Origin of the sequence: Streptomyces sp. NPDC038707, from assembly GCF_040636485.1 — a bacterium.
Classification (GTDB): domain Bacteria; phylum Actinomycetota; class Actinomycetes; order Streptomycetales; family Streptomycetaceae; genus Streptomyces.
In genome coordinates this window covers 35,012-52,849 of record NZ_JBEZUP010000014.1, presented here as the reverse complement: position 1 = coordinate 52,849, position 17,838 = coordinate 35,012, and the positions used below count along the sequence as shown (strand labels likewise).

Here is a 17,838-nt window from a genome sequence, read left to right as displayed (position 1 = left end):
CCGGCGGGGTTCAGCAGCCGCAGTCGCCGTCGACCGGCGCGGTCAGCGGGTCGGCGTCCCGGCGGGCCGGCCCCTGCCAGGTCTCGTAGGCGAAGCCCTCGCGGGCCCAGTACTCGAAGCCGCCGAGCATCTCCTTGACCCGGTAGCCGAGCTCGGCGAGGGCGAGCGCGGCGCGGGTGGCGCCGTTGCAGCCGGGTCCCCAGCAGTACGTGACCACGGGCACGGACTTGTCGAGGAGCCGTTCCGCCTGCTCGGGGATGAGCGCGGTGGGCAGGTGGACGGCGCCGGGGATGTGCCCCTGGTCCCAGGAGGCGGTGGAGCGGGTGTCCACGACGACGAATCCGGTCTCGCCGCCGGCGGCGAGACCGGCGGCCACGTCGGAGACGTCGGCGTGGAAGGCGAGGCTCGCCCGGAAGTAGGCGGCGGCCTCGGCGGGGGCGGCGGGGGCGACCCGCAGGACGGGGTTCTCGGAAGCGGTGTTGATCATGACGGAAAATCTACGGTCCCGAAGGCGCCGCCCTGAAGGGCCGATCCACGGCCTTGCCCTTGTCGCACCGGGGTTTCCCCTGCTATCCATCCGGGATGACCGTGTATTCCCCGGACGCCACCGACTGGCGCATCCTCGAAGTCCTCCAGCGCGACGGACGCTCCAGCTACGCCGAGCTGGCCCGCGCCGTGTCCATGTCGCCGAGCGCCGTCACCGAACGGGTCCGGCGGCTGGAGGACGCCGGGGTGATCCAGGGGTACGCGGCCGTGGTCGACCCCGAGCGGCTGGGCCTGCCGATCCTGGCCTTCGTGCGGCTGCGCTACCCGAACGGCAACTACAAGCCGTTCCACGACCTGGTCGCGGCGACCCCCGAGATCCTCGAGGCGCACCACGTCACGGGCGACGACTGCTTCGTCATCAAGGTCGCCGCACGGTCGATGTCCCACCTGGAGGAGGTCTCCGGCAGGATCGGCGCCGTGGGCTCGGTGACCACCAGCGTGGTGTACTCCTCCCCGCTGCCACGCCGCCCGCTGGGCCGTTAGGCCCTGTCGTCAGACTCCCGCCTGCCGCAGCGAGGAGCCCGTGCGGCCCTTGACGACCTCCAGTTGGGCGTGGACGCGGCGGCGCAGGTCGGCGACGTGGCTGACGATGCCGACGCTGCGGTCGCGTTCGCGCAGGGAGTCCAGGACGTCCAGGACCTCGTCCAGGGTCTGGTCGTCCAGGCTGCCGAATCCCTCGTCGATGAAAAGGGTGTCCAGGCGGACGCCGCCCGCCTCCTCGGTGACGACGTCGGCGAGGCCAAGGGCGAGTGCGAGGGAGGCGAAGAAGGTCTCGCCGCCGGACAGCGTCGCGGTGTCCCGTTCCCGTCCCGTCCAGGCGTCGACCACGTGCAGCCCGAGCCCGCTGCGGCCGCGTCCGGTGCGGTCGTCGGAGTGGACGAGGGTGTAGCGGCCGGACGACATGCGCTGGAGGCGGGCGGTCGCGGCGGCGGCGACCTGCTCCAGCCGGGCCGCCAGGACGTAGGACTCCAGGCGCATCCGGCGTTCGTTGTCGGCGGAGGTGCCCGCGGTGAGCGTGGCCAGCCGGGCCACCCGTTCGTGCTCCGCGCGCAGCGGGGCGAGCCGGCGTACCGCCTCGGCGGCGCGCGCGGAGAGCCGGTCCAGCTCGGCGCAGCAGCGGGCGGCGGCGTCGCGCGCGGAGCCGGCCTCGCGCAGCCGCCGTTCCGCGGCGGCCGCCGCCCGCTCGGCGCCGGCCGGGTCGGCGGGCGGCAGCTGGGCCGCCGCCGCGGTGCCGGGCTCGGCGAGGACCGCGCGGACGGCGGCCTCCTCCTGCTGCCAGGCGTCCAGGCGGTGCTGGAGTTCCCGGTGGGCGGCGGAGTCCAGCAGGGCCGCGGCGGCGGCCGCCGGGGTGTCGAAGCCGGCCCGGTAGGCGGCGTCGGCGAGGCGCGCGTCGGCGTCCTTCAGCCGCTGCGCGGCGGCCTCGGCGGCGCGTACGGCGTCGGCGGCCTCGGTGAGCCGTGCCGCGAGCCGCTCCAGCTGTGCCGCGCGCGCCGCCACGCTGCCCAGGCCGCCCCGCGCCTGTTCCAACTCGGCTTCCAGGGATGCCTGTTCGCGGTCCAGGGTGTCGCGGCGGGCAAGCCGGGAGGCGGCCCGTACGGCGGTCTGCTGGCGGTCGGCGAGCCGCCGCTCGCGCTCCTGCTCGGCGCGCCGCAGCTCCTGCTGGGCGGCGTGCAGGGCGGAGGCGTCGCGGCGGGCGCGGGCGTACTCCTGCTCCAGCCGGTCCGCCTCGGCGGCGAGGTGCGCGGTGGGGGTGTCGCCGGCCTCGGCGGTGGCGGCGGCCAGGGCCTCGCGGACCGCGCCGAGCCGCCCCTCGTCCTCGGTGTGCCGCTCCTCGGCCCGCTGGACGGCGGCGAGGGCCCGGTCCTCGGTCGCTCGGTCGACGTGTCCGGCGGCCTTGCGGGCGGGCGCGGGGTGTTCGGTGGCGCCGCAGACCGCGCAGGGTTCGCCGGCGGTGAGGTGGGCGGCCAGTTCGGCGGCGATGCCGGCCAGCCGCTGTTCCTTGACGTCGAGCCAGTGCGCGCGGGCGTCCAGGGCGCCCCGGCGGGACTCGTCCGCGCGCTGCCGGGCCTCCGCGAGGTCGGCGGCGAGCCGGTCGCGGGTACGGGCCGCGTCGAGCCGGCGCCCCATGGGCTCGCGCCGCACGGCGAGCTGTTCGGCGCGGGTGGCGGCCTCCTGGGCGGAGTCGATCCGGGTCTGGAGGGCGGCGCGGGTGGTGTCCCAGCCGTCGAGCCAGGTGTCGGCCTCGCGCAGGACGTCCTCGTCGGCGCGTTCCTGCCGGTCGAGTCCGGCACGTTCCTCGGTGAGTCCGGCGAGCCGCCGTTCGGCGCGCCGGGCCGCGTCCAGGCCGCCGAGTTCCTCGGCGGTCCGGCGGGCGGCGGCGGCGAGGCCGCTCGCGTCGGCGCCCACGTGCGCGTCGGGGAGCGCCCCGCGTGCGCGGGCCTCGGCCGCCGCCGCCCGCCGGTGTTCCCGGTCGGCCTCCTCGCGCAGCTCCAGCGCGGGGGCGACGGCCTCCGCCTTGCGGGCCCGCTCCATGCGCTGCTGGTCCGCGCGGTGGGCTCCGGCCCGCTCCGCGAGCCGTGCGGCGCGCTCCCGGGCCTCGGTGAACCTGCCTTGCAGCCGGGCGAGTTCCCGGGCCTCGTCCAGGGCGTGCCGGGCCGCGGCGTGGGCGGACTCGGCGGCCGCGAGGCGGCAGCGGGCGATGTCGAGGCGTTCCCGGGCGGTGCTGCGGGCGACGGCGGCGGCGCCGAGGACGGCCTCGGCCAGCCCGGGGTCGCCGGGGTCCGGCTCGGGCAGCTCCATGGCATCGCCGGCCTCCTGCTGCATGCGGTGGGCGTCGGCGAGCAGGGCCGTGTCCCCCTCGCGCACGCGTGCCTCGGTGGCGCGGCGGCGTTCGGCGAGGCGTTTCTCGACGTCGGCGAAGCGCTGGGTGTCGAAGAGGCGGCCGAGGAGCCGGCCCCGGGCCTCGGCGTCGGCGCGCAGGAAGCGGGCGAAGTCGCCCTGGGGCAGCAGGACGACCTGGCAGAACTGCTCGCGGCTCATGCCGAGCAGCTGCTCCACCTCGGCGCCTGTCTCCTGGTGGGAGCGGCTGAGGTCCTTCCAGGTGCCGGCCTTGGCGTCGTACTCGCGCAGCCAGGTCTGGGCCTTGTCGACCGTCGTGCCCTTGCCGCGCAGCTTGGGCCGCTCCCACGGCGGCTGCCGGGTGATCTCCAGCCGGCGGCCGGCGACGGTGAGGTCGAGGCGGACCTCCGTACGGGTGCGGGGCGGGGCGTGGTCGCTGCGCAGCTGCATGCCCTGGCCGCTCTGCCGGGCGCCGGGGACCGAGCCGTACAGGGCGTAGCAGACGGCGTCCAGGACGGTGGTCTTGCCCGCGCCGGTGGGCCCGTGCAGCAGGAACAGCCCGGCGGCGGACAGGGCGTCGAAGTCGACGCTCTGGGTGGAGCCGAAGGGTCCGAAGGCGGTGATGTCGAGCCGGTGCAGCCTCACCGGGCCACCTCCCGCAGGGTGTGGTCGGCGCGCACGGCGTCGAACGCCTCGCGCAGGACGGCGGCCTCGGCCGCGTCGGGTCCGGCGCCGCGCACATGGGCGACGAAGTCCTGGGCGACCTGCTCGTCGCTGCGGCCGGCGAGCCGCCGGGCGTACGAGACACGGGGGTCGTCGGGGGCCCGTTCGGGGGCGAAGACCAGGCTGAGGGTGTGCGGGAAGCGCTCGGTGAGGCGGGCCATGGGTTCGGCGGGGCGGACCGGGTCGGTGAGGGTGGCCTCGACCCAGGCGTCCTCGTGGCGGGCCAGCTCCGGATCGGCGAGGAGGTGGTCGAGCGTGCCGCGGATCCGGGCGAGGGGGCGGGGCACCGGGCAGTCGACGCGCTCGGCGGCGACCGAGCCGTCCGCGGCGAGGTCGATCAGCCACATGCTCTTGCGGTGGCCGGCCTCGGAGAAGGAGTAGGCGAGCGGCGAGCCGGAGTAGCGCACGCGGTCGGTGATGATCTGGCAGCCGTGCAGATGGCCGAGCGCCACGTAGTCGGCCCCGTCGAAGATCCCGGCGGGTACGGCGGCGACCCCGCCGACGGTGATGTCCCGCTCGCTGTCGCTTGCCTGGCCGCCGGTGACGAAGGCGTGGGCGAGGACCACGGACCGCGTGCCGGGCGGGCGGCCGGCGAGGTCGGCGCGGACGCGGTCCATGGCGGCGCCGAGCACCGCCTCGTGCCCGGCCCTGTCGACGCCGAACTCATCCTTCACTAGGGCGGGTTCGAGGTACGGCAGGCCGTAGAAGGCGACGTCGCCGTGGGCGTCCCGCAGGATCACCGGCGTGCCCGCGGCGGACGGTTCGGTGCGCAGGTGGATGCCGGCGCGGCCGATGAGTCCGGCGCCGACGCCGAGGCGGCGGGCCGAGTCGTGGTTGCCGGAGATCATGACCGTGGGCACGCCGAGGTCCGCGAGCCGGTGCAGGGCGGTGTCGAACAGCTCTACGGCGGCGAGCGGGGGTACCGCGCGGTCGTACACGTCGCCCGACACGACCACCGCGTCCACCGCGCGCTCACGCACGGTGGTGACGAGGTGACCGATGAACCCGGCCTGGGCCTCCAGCAGGTTCACCCGGTGGAAGGACCGGCCGAGGTGCCAGTCGGACGTGTGCAGGATCCTCATGAGCCCCGAGACTAACGGCCGGGTCGGACATCACAGCCGGCCGCTCGGGTACCGCTCGTCATCACCCGCCCCCCTCAGGCCCGTTATGCCCGATTAGCGGCAATTATCGGGCGTCTCCATAGGCTTCACCACCGAGTTCGAAGCCGGCCGTGCCCGCCGTCACATCGGCGAGCCAGCCCCGGAAGGCGTCCACGTCGGCGTCGGGCAGGCCGATCTCCAGGGTGACGGCCTCGCCGTAGCGGACGTCGCGCACCTCCCGTCCGGTGGCGCGCAGGTCGTTCTGCAGCTTGCCCGCGCGCTGGTGGTCGACGGTGACCGTGGCCAGCCGGAAGCGGCGCCGGGTGATCGTGCCGAGGGCGTCCAGGGCCTCGCCGACCGAGCCGCCGTAGGCGCGGATCAGCCCGCCCGCGCCGAGCTTGACCCCGCCGTAGTAGCGGGTGACCACGGCGACCACGTACCGCATGTCGCGGCGCAGCAGCATCTGGAGCATGGGCACGCCGGCGGTGCCGCCCGGTTCGCCGTCGTCGCTGGCCTTCTGTACGGAGGCGTCGGCGCCGATGACGTACGCCCAGCAGTTGTGGGTGGCGTCGGCGTGCTCCTTGCGCACGGCGGCGATGAACTCCTGGGCCTCCTGCTCGGTGGCGGCCGGGGCGAGGGCGCACAGGAAACGGGAGCGGTTGATCTCGGTCTCGTGCACGCCCGCGCGGGCGACTGTGCGGTACTCGTCCTGCATCCGGCCAGCCTAGTCCGTGTCCGGCCGGCCCCCCTTCCGCCCGCTCCCCCCGTTCCTTCCGCTCCCCCCGTTCCTTCCGCTCCTCCCGTTCCTTCCGCGCGGGACCGTGAACCAGGTGAGCAGGGCCGTGCCCGGGGCGAGGGCCCGCCAGGTGGTGCCGTGCCAGGTGAGGACGGCGATGGCGGAGGTCGGGAACTTGGCCCGTACCCGGTCCAGCGTGTCGTCCAGCCCGTCGGCGGCCAGCGCCGGCACCAGCTCGGCCAGGCCGGGGTTGTGCCCGATCAGCAGCAGCGTCCGCGCCTCGGCCGGTGCCTCGTGCACCACCTCCAGCAGCTCCGGCACCCCGGCCGCGTACAGCCGCCGGTCGTAGCGCACGGGAGGCGGGGTGGCCCACTCGGCGGACGCCAACTCCCAGGTGCGGCGGGCCCGTACGGCGGTGGAGCACAGGGCGAGGTCGGGCAGGGAGCCGGCGGCGAGGGCGCGCCCGGCGGCCGGGGCGTCCCGCAGCCCGCGGGGCGCGAGCGGTCTCAGCCGGTCCTCGACGCCCTCGGGCCAGGCGGACTTGGCGTGCCGCAGCAGCACCAGCCGGCGCAGCGGACCGGCGCCCGCCGGCCCGGTCACGCGGGGACCCCGAGGTCGCGCACCAGATCCAGCGCGAGCAAGCGGTCGGCGTAGGCGTACGTCTCGAAGCGGGCGCCGTCCGGGATGCCGGGCGCGCTCTCCACGTCCCGCAGGACACCGAGCACCGCGGGCAGGTCGAGGTCGGCCTCCCAGGCCGCGCGCAGCCGTTCGCGCACGTCGCCGGGGACCGGCCGCGAGGGCCGCCGGGCCCAGCCGGCCACGGCACGCCGCCAGCGGGCGAGGTCCCCCGCGGCCTCCTCCAGGGCGGCCGGGTCCAGCCGCGCGGGCTCGCCGCGCTCCACCGCGAGCAGGGCGAGGCGCAGGGCCGGGGGGTCGGACAGCAGCGCCGCGAGCACACCGGGGCCGTCCTCGCCCCTCCCGGGCTCCCCGCCGGTCCCCGGCGCCCACTCCACCCCGGCCACCGCCACCACCGGCCCCTCCCCCACCGCCTCCATGGCGTCCCGCCGGACCACGTGGAGGACCTGGGCCTCGCCGAGGCCCAGGGCGAGGTCGCGGCCGAACTCGAACGGGCGGATGGCCAGGCGCGTGCCGGCCGTGCGCAGTTCCGGCTGGTCGCGCGGGGCGGTGAGGCTCGCCCAGACCGGGGTGCCGCCCAGTTCCAGGGCGCGGACGAGCAGATCGGCGGTGAGCAGGACCCGCAGGGCCGTCGGATCCAGACCGGAGGCATGGGCCTCGATACGGGTCAGGCCGCGGCGGGCGGGCGCGGCGGGGACGGGCTCACCGGTTCGGGCGTCGAGGATGCGCAGCACGGGCCGAGCGTAGGGCGGGCCGGGGGCCGTATGCAGCAGCTTGCGCCGATTCCGGACAGCGTGCCGGGGTACGGCGGGAATCCGCGGGCACCGGAGTGACGTTTCCCCTGGACAGTTCCCGCAGCCCGAGGAGGCGGCCGATGTACGGCGACGACGCGACGATCCGCAGGATCCTGACCGAGCTGGGCAACACCTGGGCGGTGGTCGGCCTGTCCGCGAACGAGCGCCGGGCCGCGTACGGCGTCTCGCGGACGCTCCAGCGGTTCGGCAAGCGGATCGTGCCGGTGCACCCCAAGGCCGAGACGGTGCACGGGGAGCGGGGCTACGCCTCCCTCGCGGATATTCCCTTCGACGTGGACGTGGTCGATGTCTTCGTGAACAGCGAGCTGGCCGGCCCGGTCGCCGACGAGGCCGTGGCGAAGGGCGCGCGGGCGGTGTGGTTCCAGCTGGGCGTCGTCGACCCGGCCGCCTACGAACGGACCCGGGCGGCGGGCCTGGAGATGATCATGGACCGCTGCCCGGCGATCGAGATCCCGCGGCTGGGCTAGACCGTCCCGCCCACGGTCAGGCCGCCCCGCCCACGGTCCACGGCGATGCGGTCCGGTGCGGCGGGCACTGCGGTGACCTGCGGTTCCCACCGGGTCCGTGGCCCTGCTCCGCCGGTCGCTCACGCCACTCCGAGACCCTCCAGCACGACGGCGCCGGGCAGTTCGGCGAGGGCCTTGCCGGGAATCAGGAGCTTGCCGCGCCGGCGTCCGCTGCCGACCAGGACGTACGGCAGGTCGACGACGGCCGAGTCCACCAGCACCGGCCAGCCGGCGGGGAGCCCGACCGGGGTGATGCCGCCGTACTCCATGCCGGTCTCGCCGGTCGCCGTCTCCATCGGGGCGAAGGATGCCTTGCGGGCGCCCAGTTGACGGCGGACGACACCGTTGACGTCGGCCCGGGTGGTGGACGGCACCACACAGGCGGCCAGCCGGATCTCGCCGGCCCGCTTCCCCGCCACCACCACGCAGTTCGCCGACCGCTCCAGCAGGTCCCGCCCGTAGTGCTCCACGAAGACGGCGGTGTCGGCCCAGCGCGGGTCGGTGTCGACGTAGAGGATCCGGTCGGCCGGAACGGCGCCCCGCCAGGCGCGTACGGCGTCGGCGACGGCGGCGGTCAGCTCGTCCAGGCAGTCCGGGGCGGGGGTGGCGGTGTCGAAGTCTCCGATGGGTGCGCGCATGGCCGCACGCTAGCAACACCGGCCCGGCCGCCGTACCGGTGTCTTACGGCACGGGCGGCCCGAGCGGGGGGAGCGGGCTGGGCGCGGGGCGGGGTCACGGCACGGGGGGTACGGACACGGCCATCACCATTTCCATGGGCACCTCGCCCTGGTTTCCGTACCAGTGCGGGACGTCGGCCTCGAAGGAGGCGCTCGCGCCCGTCGGCACGCGGTACTCCGTGCCGTCGACGGTGAGCGTCAGCTCGCCCGCGGTGACATGGACCAGCTCGACCGTGCCGCCGGGGTGCGGCTCGGAGGGGCTGGTCTCCCCCGGCATCAGCCGCCAGTCCCACATCTCCAGCGGTCCGGGGGCCTCGGTGCCGGCGAGCAGCCGGTTGTAGCTGCCGGCCTCGGTGTGCCAGAGCCGTACGGCCCGTTCGGCCGGGACGACGCGCACCTTCGGGCCCTGCTCGTAGTCGAGGAGGGTGGTGATGCTGACGCCGAGCGCGTCACCGATCTTGACGACCGTGCCGATGCTCGGGTTGGTACGGGCCTGCTCGATCTGGATGAGCATGCCGCGGCTGACGCCGGCCCGGGCGGCGAGCACGTCCAGCGTGAAGCCGCGCACCCCGCGCCAGTGCTTGACGTTGCGCGCCAGGGACTGGGTCAGCAGTTCTAGGTCCGACACAAGGAGTCCAATATCCGGGAAGGTCAGTATTTTGGTTAGGCAAGTTCAATGCGTTGAACTACGGTGAGGTGCACTCGATCGTTCACCGAACTGTACTGCGAGGCTGGCCATGACAGCATTCTTCGCCCTGACCACCAGCGTCCTGTGGGGGCTGGCCGACTTCGGCGGCGGACTGCTGACCCGGCGGACCCCGGCGCTGACGGTCGTGGTCGTCTCGCAGGCCATCGCGGCGGTCGTGCTGGGCGCCCTCGTCCTCGCCACCGGGGGCTGGAGCGAGGCCGGGCCCCGGCTGTGGTTCGCGTTCGCGGCCGGGCTGGTGGGTCCCGTGGCCCTGCTCTGCTTCTACCAGGCCCTCGCGCTCGGTCCGATGGGCGTGGTCTCGCCGCTCGCCACGCTCAGCGTCGCCGTGCCCGTCGGCGTCGGGCTCGTGCTGGGCGAGCGGCCCGGGCTGTTCCAGGCCGCGGGCATCGCGGTCGCCGTCACCGGGGTCGTCCTCGCGGGCGGGCCGCAGCTGCGGGGGGCGGCCGTGCAGCGGCGCGCGATCCTGCTGACGCTGGTGGCGGCGGTCGGCTTCGGCACCGTGTTCGCGCTGATCGCGGAGGCGTCCACCACGGTCACCGGGCTGTTCCTCGCGCTGTTCGTGCAGCGGGTGACGAACGTCGCGGTGGGCGGGGCCGCGCTCGTCGCCTCGGTCCGGCGCGGCGGGGCCGCCGTCCCGGAGGGCGGCTTCCCGTGGGGTTCGCTGCCCGCGCTGGCGTTCGTGGGACTGGCCGACGTGGCGGCCAACGGCACCTACGCGATGGCCACCCGGAGCGGTCCGGTCACCGTCGCGGCCGTACTCGCCTCGCTGTACCCGGTGGTGACCGCGCTGGCCGCGCGCGGCGTCCTCAGCGAGCGGCTGCGCGGCATCCAGACGGCGGGAGCGGGGCTGGCCCTGCTGGGCACCCTGCTCCTGGCGACGGGCTGAGCCGACGGGACCCCCCTGAGGTACGCGCCGACCAGGGCCCGGGGGCTGTGCACCGACCGGGGGCCCTGGTCTGTGCACCGACCGAGTGCCCGGGGCCGTGAGCCGACCGGGGGCCCTGGGCTGTGCGGCGGCTCTCGGGGTCCGGCGGGGCGCGTGGGGACCGGGTGCCGCAGTGGACGGGGCCCGGGCCGCCGCGGCGAGCCGGCCGCCAGGCCGTTGCCGGCTGACGCGCTCCAGCACGGCGGACCCGGCAGAACGGACCGCCGACCACTGGTTCCCAGCACAGCCGGCCCGGCCGGAAAACCGGGGCCAGCCATCGGAACCCGGCACGTCAGACCAGGCCGAACGGACCACCGCCCCCGGCCCCGAGCACGGCGAGTCTGAACGGAAGGCCGGGGCCAGCCATCGGAACCCGGCACGACAGACCAGGCCGAAGGAACCACCGCCGACCACCGGCCCCGAGCACGGCAAACCCGGCCGGAAAACCGTCGCCAGCCATCGGAACCCAGCACAACAGACCAAGCCGAACGGACCACCGCCCCCGGCCCCGAGCACGGCGAGTCTGAACGGAAGGCCGGGGCCAGCCATCGGAACCCGGCACGACAGACCAAGCCGAAGGAACCACCGCCCACCGGCCCCGAGCACAGCAAACCTGGCCGGAAAACCGTCGCCAGCCATCGGAACCCAGCACAACAGACCAAGCCGAACGGACCACCGCCCACCGGCCCCGAGCACGGCCAGTCTGAACGGAAGGCCGGGGCCAGCCATCGGAACCCGGCACGACAGACCAAGCCGAAGGAACCACCGCCGACCACCGGCCCCGAGCACGGCAAACCTGGCCGGAAGGCCGTGGTCAGCCGTCGGAGTCCAGAGCCGCGAGCCGGGCCACCGCATCCTCGTCCAGGCCGGCCAGGGCGCGCAGCTGGCCCGGCGTGATGTCATCCGGTACCGGCACCGGCGCGGGGGTGCGCAGCGGCGGCTGCCAGCCGGCGTCGGGCGTCCAGCGCCGTACGACCCTGGCGGGCGCCCCGGCCACCACCGCGTGGTCGGGCACCGTGCCCCGGACCACCGCCCCGGCCGCCACCACCACGTTCCGGCCGATCCGCGCCCCCGGCAGGATCACCGCTCCGGTGCCGATCCAGCAGCCCGGCCCGATCTCGACCGGCTCCATGCGCGGCCACTGCTTGCCGATGGGCTGGTGCGGGTCGTCGTAGGAGTGGTTGGTGGAGGTGACGTAGACGTACGGGCCGAAGTAGCAGTCGCTGCCGATGGTGACCGTGGTGTCGGCGACGACATGGCTGCCGCGGCCGAGGACCACGCCGTCCCCGATGCGCAGGATGGGGTCCGGGCCGAGGTCCAGGTCGGGCATCAGGCCCGCGGTGAGGGTCACCTGCTCGCCGATGATGCAGTGGGAGCCGAGCCGGATCCACGGTTCGCCGAAAACCGTGCCGAGCGGGAAGGCCAGCCGGGTGTGCTCGCCGATGGCGCCGAAACGGAAGCGCCCGGGGTGCTCGGCGGTCACCGAGCCCGTGCGCTGCGCCCACGCCCAGCCCGCGTGGACGGCGCGCTGGGCCAGGCGGTGGCGCCAGGATGAGAACGTGTTCTTGCGCTTCGGCACGGGCTCACGTTACTCACCGGTTGTCCCGGGGCGAGAGGCCGGGCCGCTGTGATCTTTGCCCCACGCGGTGTCGTACGGTGCGGGGACAGCACGCACACAAGGAGACGGTGATGACGCAGAAGGCGCTGATCGTGGGCATCGGCGGCAAGGAGCCCCGGGTCGATCCGGAGGCGTTCGTGGCGCCCACGGCGTCCGTGGTCGGGGACGTCACGGTGCGTGAGGGCGCCAGCGTCTGGTACGGGGCCGTCGTGCGCGGGGACATAGAGAAGATCACCGTAGGGGCGCGGGCCAATGTGCAGGACAACGTCACCCTGCACGCCGACCCCGGGTTCCCGGTGAGCATCGGGGAGCGGGTGTCCATCGGGCACAACGCGGTGGTGCACGGCGCGACCGTGGAGGAGGACTGCCTGATCGGCATGGGAGCGACCGTGCTGAACGGGGCGGTGATCGGGGCGGGCTCGCTGGTCGCCGCCCAGGCCCTGGTCCCGCAGGGGATGGTGGTGCCGCCCGGGTCGCTGGTGGCGGGCGTGCCGGCGAAGGTGAGGCGGGCGCTGTCGGAGGAGGAGCGGGAGGGTGTGATCCTCAACGGCACGCTGTACGCGGACCTGGCGAAGACGCATCGCGAGGCGCACGCGTAGGGAGTGCTCCCGCTCCCCGCGTTCCGGGCCGCCGGGGTCTACTCCCCGGCGCTCACGGGCTCCGCTTCCGCGTCCCGCTGCTCCGGCTGGGCCTTCTTCGCCTTGCGCTTGAGGATCAGCATGGAACCGAGTCCGATGAGGACGGCCACGCCCAGCCCGACGTAGGAGAAGCGCTTCAGCCAGTCCTCGGCGACGATGCCGACGTAGTAGATGACGGCCGTGGTGCCGCCGGCCCAGCAGATGCCGCCGAGGACGTTGGCGATCAGGAACTTCCAGTACGGCATGTGCAGGACGCCCGCGAGGGGGCCGGCGAAGATGCGCAGCAGGGCGACGAAGCGGCCGAAGAAGACCGCCCACATGCCCCACTTCTCGAAGGACCGCTCGGCGGTGGCCACATGGCCCTCGCTGAAGTGGCGTGGGAACTTTCTGCCGAGCCAGGCCAGCAGCGGGCGTCCGCCCTTGCGGCCGATGGCGTAGCCGATGGAGTCGCCGATCACCGCTCCGGCGGTCGCGCAGGCGCCGAGGACGACCGGGTTGACACCCGTGTGCTGGGAGGACATCAGGGCCGCCGAGACCAGGATGATCTCGCCCGGCAACGGGATGCCCAGGCTCTCCAGACCGATCACCAGGGCCACCACGGCGTAGACGGCGGCGGCAGGCACCGAGTCGAGCCAATCCTGGACGTGCACCGCCGGTTCCTCCCGTGTCGCTGGCCTGGTCGTCCTGCTGGGCCGGGCGCCCGCATGCACGGCGCGGCCCAAGGGAAGGCTACCTGGTCGGCACCGGACAGCCGCCTGGCCGCTCGGCCTGCGGCACCGTTCCGCCCGCACGCCTTGCGTTTCCGGACATCCCGGTGTCACGCGGGAGGGGAAGGCTCCACGCGGTTTCGCCCGGCCCGTTCCCCAGGCCCGCGAGGGCCCGCCGCGGAAGGACGACGTCCCCGTGTACCCCATACCGTCCCGGTCCCGCTCCCTGCCGCTTCCGCGCACGCCCCCGGAGACCGCCGGTCTCGCTCCGGAGTCCGCCGGCGCGGGCCTCCCTCCGGAGACCACCGGTCTTTGTCCAAGAACCGCCGACCCATGTCCGGGGACCGCCGGCCTTGGCCCGGAGACCATGGGCACCGGTTCCGCGGCTGGCGTCCTGGACCGTGAGACCGGTGACAGCGCTCCCGGGGTGACCGGCCCGGGCCGGGAGACCGGTGACAGCGGGCCCGGGGCTGCCGACCCGGACCGGAAGACCGGTGACAGCGGGCCCGGGACTGCCGACCCGGACCGGAAGACCGGTGACAGCGGACCCGGGACTGCCGACCCGGACCGGAAGACCGGTGACAGCGGACCCGGGGTGACCGGCTTCGGTCCTGGGACCTCCGGCGGTCCGGATCGGGTGGCCGCTGACACCGGACCCGGAAGCGCCGGTCTCGGTCCGCCCACCGCTGCCGGCGGGCCGCGGGCAGTCGGCGCTGGTCCGGAGTGTGCGGTTCCGGTGCGGTCGGCGGTGGCGCGCGGGGCGGGCCGACCGCTGCGGCTGGTCCTGTGCCTCGTTCCGCTCCTGTTCGCCGCCGGCTGGGCCGCGGCCAACCGGTCCGTCGTGTACGAGGGGGCCCGGCGGCTGGTCGCGGCCGAGCCGGGGTGGCTGCTGGCCGGAGCCGGGTTCACCTGTCTGACCTGGGTGGCCGCCTCCTGCGTCCGGCAGGGCGCGCTGCCCGATCCGGTGCCGCCGCGGCTGCTGCTGATGTCCCAGTTCGCCGCCGGCGCCGCCAACCACGTGCTGCCCGGCGGGCTCGGTGCCCACGCCGTGACGCTCCGGTTCCTGCGCGGACAGGGCGTGCCGCTCGACCGGGCGACCGCGTCGATCGGCCTGTACTCGCTGGCCAAGTCCGTCGCGAAGGCGCTGGTGCTGGTGGCGTTCCTGATGGTGTCGCCGGCCCGGCGGCGCCTCGGGGAGCTGATACCGGACGGCGGGCTGCTGGTGCCGCTCGCCGCGGGAGTGGGCGGGACGGTGACCGTGGCGGGGGTGCTGCTGGCGGTCGTACGGCCGTTGCGGCGGCCGGTGGCCGCGCTGCTGCGCACGGCCGTGGCCGACGCGCGTGCGGTGCATGCCCGGCCCCGCCGGGTGCTGGCGTTGTGGGGCGGAGCCGTCGCGCTGCCGCTGACGCAGGCCGGCGTGCTGGCGTGTGTGGGGGCCTCGCTGGGGCTGGAGCTGCCCTGGGAGCAGGTGGTGCTGGCCCATCTGGCGGCGGGCACGGCCGTCGGGGCGGTGCCCGCGCCGGGCGGGCTGGCGGTCGACGCGGCACTGGTGTGGACGCTGATCTCCTTCGGTTCCTCGCCCGCCCCGGCGACCGCGGCCGTCATCGGCTACCGGGTGCTCACCGACTGGGCTCCGCTGCTGCCGGGCGCGCTGGTGCTGTCGGCGCTGATCCGCAAGAAGGTGCTGTGAACCCGGCTTTCAGGGGATCCGGGCGTGAGCGGAGCCACCGAGCCCCGGACGGGCGGCCAGCGAGCCCCGGACGGGCGGCGGCCGGGCGGCGGCGGGGCGGCGGCCGGGTCCGGCGGAAATCCCCCGGTGCAGGCGGAATTCCGGTGCAAGGGACGTGTGTCCACTGCCAGGGTGTGGCCATGACGGGCATCGAGGTGCTTCTGATCGGCGGTCGTTCCGGCGTGGGCAAGACGACGGTGGCCATGGAGACGTCGGTGCTCCTACGGGACGCCGACGTCCCGCACTGCCTGGTCGAGGGTGATCTCCTCGACCACGTCCACCCCGCTCCCCCGGACGACCCGTTCCGCTCCCGCATCACCCGGCGCAACCTCGCCGCCCTGTGGGCCAACTACGCCGGTCTGGGCATACGGCGCCTGATCTACACCAACACCGTCAGCATCCTCGAACCCGACCTGATCCGGCAGGCCCTCTCGCCCGCCGCACCACCGAGGATCGTCAACGTCCTGCTCACCGCCACCGACGCGACAGCGCGCCACCGCCTCGGCAACCGGGAACGCGGCTCGGAACTCGACATCCACCTGCGCCGCAGCACCGACGCCGCGAAACGTCTGGAAGCGGAGGCTCCACCGGGAACGGTCCGCATCCCCACCGACCGGCGCACCGTTCGCGCCATCGCCGAGGACGTCCTCGCCGCCACGGGCTGGGCCCGCTGAGCGGGCACCGGGACCGGCCCGGCGGGAAGGCGGGGCACCCGCTTTTCCCGCCTCATCGACACCTGCGTCGTGACGCACACTCGCCGATTGCTCGCGCGCCTGCTCCAGGCAACGGCACGACAGCCGACTCCGCCGGCCGGGACGCGGCCCCGCCGACATCCGGTCAAACCATGGCCGACGCACCGATGCGCCCTTCCTCCATCCCGGCACGGTGCGTGATGCTCTGCTCACGGGGAGATAGCACTGGTTTCCCGCGACCCACGGAGGAGCAGACGATGCCGCTCGGAAGGATCGCCGTCTACAACGACGCGGACGGCGTGGGCATCATCACCGACGAGGACGGTGAACAGCGCCCTTTCTCCTGCATGGAGACGCAGACGACCCGCGAGGGCCAGCGGGTCGCCTTCGAGGTGGTCGGCGCGAAGGCCACCAACGTGATCGTCATCCGGTGACCCTGCCCCCGACGGCCGCGCCCCGCCCCCGTGTCGACAGGGCGGGGCGCGGTGCCGTCCGGGCCGCGCGGGTCACTTCCCCGGGTCGGCCGGGCGGAGCGTCCACAGCACGGTCATCTCGCCGGTCACCGCGCCGTCCGCGCGCCGAATCTCGACCGACACAGGGAACTCCGGGCGCCGCCCCGCGTCGAGTTCGGCGACGACCTCGGCGGCCGGACGGCCCAGGGTCGCGGTCGCGGTGACGGCACCCATCGCCAGCTTCTTGTAGGCGATCTCGGCCCGCACGGCGAGCGGCACGGCGCGCGAGAGCTGGTCCCCGAAGGCGGCCAGCACGATGGCGCCGCTGGCCGACTCTCCGAGCGTGAACATCGCACCGGCGTGCGGGCCGCCCACGTGGTTGTGGTACGCGCTCTGGTCCGGCAGGGACACGACGGCCTTGCCGGCCGTGGTCTCCAGGAATTCCAGGTTCAGGGTCCGGGCCATGGGCACGGTGGCGGCGAGCATCTCGCCGATCGACATCTGGTCTGCGCTCATGGCCATCATGTTACTCATGAGTAGCAGGGGCTGGCCAGGGAAGCGCACTAGGGTTACGGGCCATGTGGCCAGATCAGCAGCCGCCAGGGGGCGCGCAGAACCCGCAGCACGATCCGCTGCAGAACCCGTACCAGCAGCCGGGGCACCCACAGCCGAACGCGTACCAGCAGCCGGGGCACCAGCAGCCCAGCGGGTACGAGCAGCCCAACCCGTACCAGCAGCCCGGGTACCAGCAGTACCCGCAGGCCGGCCAGTACGGGCAGCAGGCGCAGGCCGGTCCGTACGCACAGCAGCAGTGGGGACAGCCCCCGACGACTCCCCTGCCCCAGCCCCCGCAGGGCGGCGGCGGCCGGACGAGACTGATCGCGGTCATCGCGGCCACGGCCGTCGTGGTCACCGCCGCCGTGACCGGCTACCTGGTGCTGGGCGGCAGCAAGGACGACCAGGCGGACGACGGCAAGGACGGACGGACCACGAGCCCCTCGCCGACCGCCACCTCACCCGCCTCGCCCACCTCGGCCGCCACCGGCAACCCCCGCTCAGGCGAGACGGAGAAGCCGACGATCGCGGGCTGGAAGGTCGTGGTCAACCCCAAGTACGGCACGGCCTTCGAGGTGCCCGCGGACTGGGAGGTGCAGCGGCCCGGCGTCTTCACCTTCTTCGAGGACAAGGAGGCGGGCGACGGCTCGGCGTTCATCGGCTTCTCCGGCGCGTCGTTCCTCCAGCCGCGCTACTGCACCTCCGACGACGACAAGAACGGCACCGAGGAGACGTCGTCGCTGGCCGCGGCCGGCACCAAGGGAGAGGCCGGCGCCAAGGACACCGCGAGCACCGCCTCCGGTGACGCGGCCGCGTTCGCCTTCGGCGGCTACACCGACCAGAAGGACTCCTCCAAGAAGTACCTGAAGGTCGGCAAGGCCGAGGACTTCACGACGGCCTCCGGCGTCAAGGGCAGCGTCGCCACGTCCTACACCACGGGCGTGCCGAAGACGCACAAGTGCGACACCGACGGCAAGGCGACCACGTTCGCGTTCAAGAACTCGGCGGGCAATTACGTCTCCTGGACCTTCTACGGCGCCAAGGGCGTCAAGGACGAGGTCTCCGACGCGACGATCCGGAAGATCCTCAGCACGGTACGGCTGCACGGCGACCCGACCGTGGAGTGACCGCGCCCGGACACACCGGCCAACCCGGACACACCGGCCCCGCCGGTCTCACCGGTCGCGCGGTGAACGCCGGTCCGGTGAAACGCACTTGCCGGGCCCGGTGTCCGGC

Annotated in this window: 19 protein-coding genes; 8 read left to right on the top strand and 11 right to left on the bottom strand. The window is 74.6% G+C overall.

From position 1 onward, the window contains the following. Positions 1-10: 10 nt before the first annotated feature. Positions 11-487 carry a rhodanese-like domain-containing protein gene (locus tag AB0E62_RS20475; RefSeq protein WP_362195340.1) on the bottom strand — a complete coding sequence of 159 codons (477 nt, stop codon included), beginning with the start codon at positions 485-487 and terminating at the stop codon, positions 11-13. Positions 488-582: 95 nt separating this feature from the next. Here AB0E62_RS20475 and AB0E62_RS20470 point away from each other — a divergent pair, with 95 nt between their 5' ends. Further along, positions 583-1,029, top strand: a complete 447-nt coding sequence (locus AB0E62_RS20470; protein ID WP_362195337.1) for an Lrp/AsnC family transcriptional regulator — start codon at positions 583-585, stop codon at positions 1,027-1,029. A gap of 9 nt (positions 1,030-1,038) precedes the next feature. Here the strand turns inward: AB0E62_RS20470 and AB0E62_RS20465 are convergent, their stop codons facing one another. The 5 genes from AB0E62_RS20465 to AB0E62_RS20445 all read right to left on the bottom strand — a co-directional run bounded on the left by AB0E62_RS20465 (position 1,039) and on the right by AB0E62_RS20445 (position 7,313). Further along, positions 1,039-4,029 (bottom strand): SMC family ATPase, encoded by a 2,991-nt coding sequence (locus AB0E62_RS20465; RefSeq protein WP_362195335.1) that lies wholly within the window; start codon positions 4,027-4,029, stop codon positions 1,039-1,041. Continuing rightward, entirely contained in the window at positions 4,026-5,189 is a 1,164-nt protein-coding gene (locus AB0E62_RS20460; protein ID WP_362195332.1) for an exonuclease SbcCD subunit D, read from the bottom strand. The genes AB0E62_RS20465 and AB0E62_RS20460 overlap by 4 nt, the downstream gene beginning before the upstream one ends. Positions 5,190-5,292: 103 nt before the next feature. After that, on the bottom strand, positions 5,293-5,922 hold the full coding sequence (locus AB0E62_RS20455; protein ID WP_362195329.1) for a YigZ family protein: 630 nt from the start codon (positions 5,920-5,922) through the stop codon (positions 5,293-5,295). Positions 5,923-5,931: 9 nt separating this feature from the next. Next, entirely contained in the window at positions 5,932-6,543 is a 612-nt protein-coding gene (locus AB0E62_RS20450; RefSeq protein ID WP_362195326.1) for a histidine phosphatase family protein, read from the bottom strand. Continuing rightward, complete coding sequence (locus AB0E62_RS20445) at positions 6,540-7,313, bottom strand: hypothetical protein (protein WP_362195323.1); 774 nt, start codon at positions 7,311-7,313, stop codon at positions 6,540-6,542. The genes AB0E62_RS20450 and AB0E62_RS20445 overlap by 4 nt, the downstream gene beginning before the upstream one ends. A gap of 140 nt (positions 7,314-7,453) precedes the next feature. On the opposite strand from AB0E62_RS20445, the gene AB0E62_RS20440 reads away from it, so the two are divergent. After that, positions 7,454-7,861 (top strand): CoA-binding protein, encoded by a 408-nt coding sequence (locus AB0E62_RS20440; RefSeq protein WP_362195321.1) that lies wholly within the window; start codon positions 7,454-7,456, stop codon positions 7,859-7,861. 119 nt (positions 7,862-7,980) lie between these two features. Here the strand turns inward: AB0E62_RS20440 and AB0E62_RS20435 are convergent, their stop codons facing one another. Beyond that, the gene (locus AB0E62_RS20435; protein ID WP_362195318.1) at positions 7,981-8,538 is read right to left on the bottom strand and encodes a YbaK/EbsC family protein; all 558 of its coding nucleotides are present in this window, start codon (positions 8,536-8,538) and stop codon (positions 7,981-7,983) included. Positions 8,539-8,632: 94 nt separating this feature from the next. Further along, complete coding sequence (locus AB0E62_RS20430; protein ID WP_362195315.1) at positions 8,633-9,205, bottom strand: XRE family transcriptional regulator; 573 nt, start codon at positions 9,203-9,205, stop codon at positions 8,633-8,635. A gap of 109 nt (positions 9,206-9,314) precedes the next feature. Here AB0E62_RS20430 and AB0E62_RS20425 point away from each other — a divergent pair, with 109 nt between their 5' ends. Continuing rightward, positions 9,315-10,172: an EamA family transporter gene (locus AB0E62_RS20425; RefSeq protein WP_362195312.1), complete on the top strand. Its 858-nt coding sequence runs from the start codon at positions 9,315-9,317 to the stop codon at positions 10,170-10,172. 853 nt (positions 10,173-11,025) lie between these two features. On the opposite strand, the gene AB0E62_RS20420 is transcribed toward AB0E62_RS20425, so the two are convergent. Next, complete coding sequence (locus AB0E62_RS20420; RefSeq protein ID WP_362195309.1) at positions 11,026-11,790, bottom strand: acyltransferase; 765 nt, start codon at positions 11,788-11,790, stop codon at positions 11,026-11,028. Positions 11,791-11,900: 110 nt separating this feature from the next. Here AB0E62_RS20420 and AB0E62_RS20415 point away from each other — a divergent pair, with 110 nt between their 5' ends. Next, entirely contained in the window at positions 11,901-12,428 is a 528-nt protein-coding gene (locus tag AB0E62_RS20415) for a gamma carbonic anhydrase family protein (protein ID WP_362195306.1), read from the top strand. A gap of 38 nt (positions 12,429-12,466) precedes the next feature. Here AB0E62_RS20415 and AB0E62_RS20410 read toward each other — a convergent pair whose 3' ends face one another. Beyond that, on the bottom strand, positions 12,467-13,117 hold the full coding sequence (locus AB0E62_RS20410; protein ID WP_362195303.1) for a DedA family protein: 651 nt from the start codon (positions 13,115-13,117) through the stop codon (positions 12,467-12,469). A 793-nt stretch (positions 13,118-13,910) separates the two neighbouring features. Here AB0E62_RS20410 and AB0E62_RS20405 point away from each other — a divergent pair. The 3 genes from AB0E62_RS20405 (at position 13,911) to AB0E62_RS20395 (ending at position 16,029) form a co-directional block, all read left to right on the top strand. Continuing rightward, positions 13,911-14,864 (top strand): lysylphosphatidylglycerol synthase transmembrane domain-containing protein, encoded by a 954-nt coding sequence (locus AB0E62_RS20405; RefSeq protein WP_362195301.1) that lies wholly within the window; start codon positions 13,911-13,913, stop codon positions 14,862-14,864. A gap of 179 nt (positions 14,865-15,043) precedes the next feature. Continuing rightward, on the top strand, positions 15,044-15,577 hold the full coding sequence (locus AB0E62_RS20400; protein ID WP_362195298.1) for a hypothetical protein: 534 nt from the start codon (positions 15,044-15,046) through the stop codon (positions 15,575-15,577). A gap of 275 nt (positions 15,578-15,852) precedes the next feature. Continuing rightward, positions 15,853-16,029: a hypothetical protein gene (locus tag AB0E62_RS20395; RefSeq protein WP_362195295.1), complete on the top strand. Its 177-nt coding sequence runs from the start codon at positions 15,853-15,855 to the stop codon at positions 16,027-16,029. A 72-nt stretch (positions 16,030-16,101) separates the two neighbouring features. Here AB0E62_RS20395 and AB0E62_RS20390 read toward each other — a convergent pair whose 3' ends face one another. Continuing rightward, the gene (locus tag AB0E62_RS20390) at positions 16,102-16,563 is read right to left on the bottom strand and encodes a DUF4442 domain-containing protein (protein ID WP_362195292.1); all 462 of its coding nucleotides are present in this window, start codon (positions 16,561-16,563) and stop codon (positions 16,102-16,104) included. 62 nt (positions 16,564-16,625) lie between these two features. Between AB0E62_RS20390 and AB0E62_RS20385 the strand changes: the two genes are divergently transcribed. Then, a complete protein-coding gene (locus tag AB0E62_RS20385) occupies positions 16,626-17,729 on the top strand; it encodes a hypothetical protein (protein ID WP_362195289.1) in 1,104 nt (367 codons plus the stop codon). The last annotated feature ends 109 nt before the right edge of the window (positions 17,730-17,838 follow it).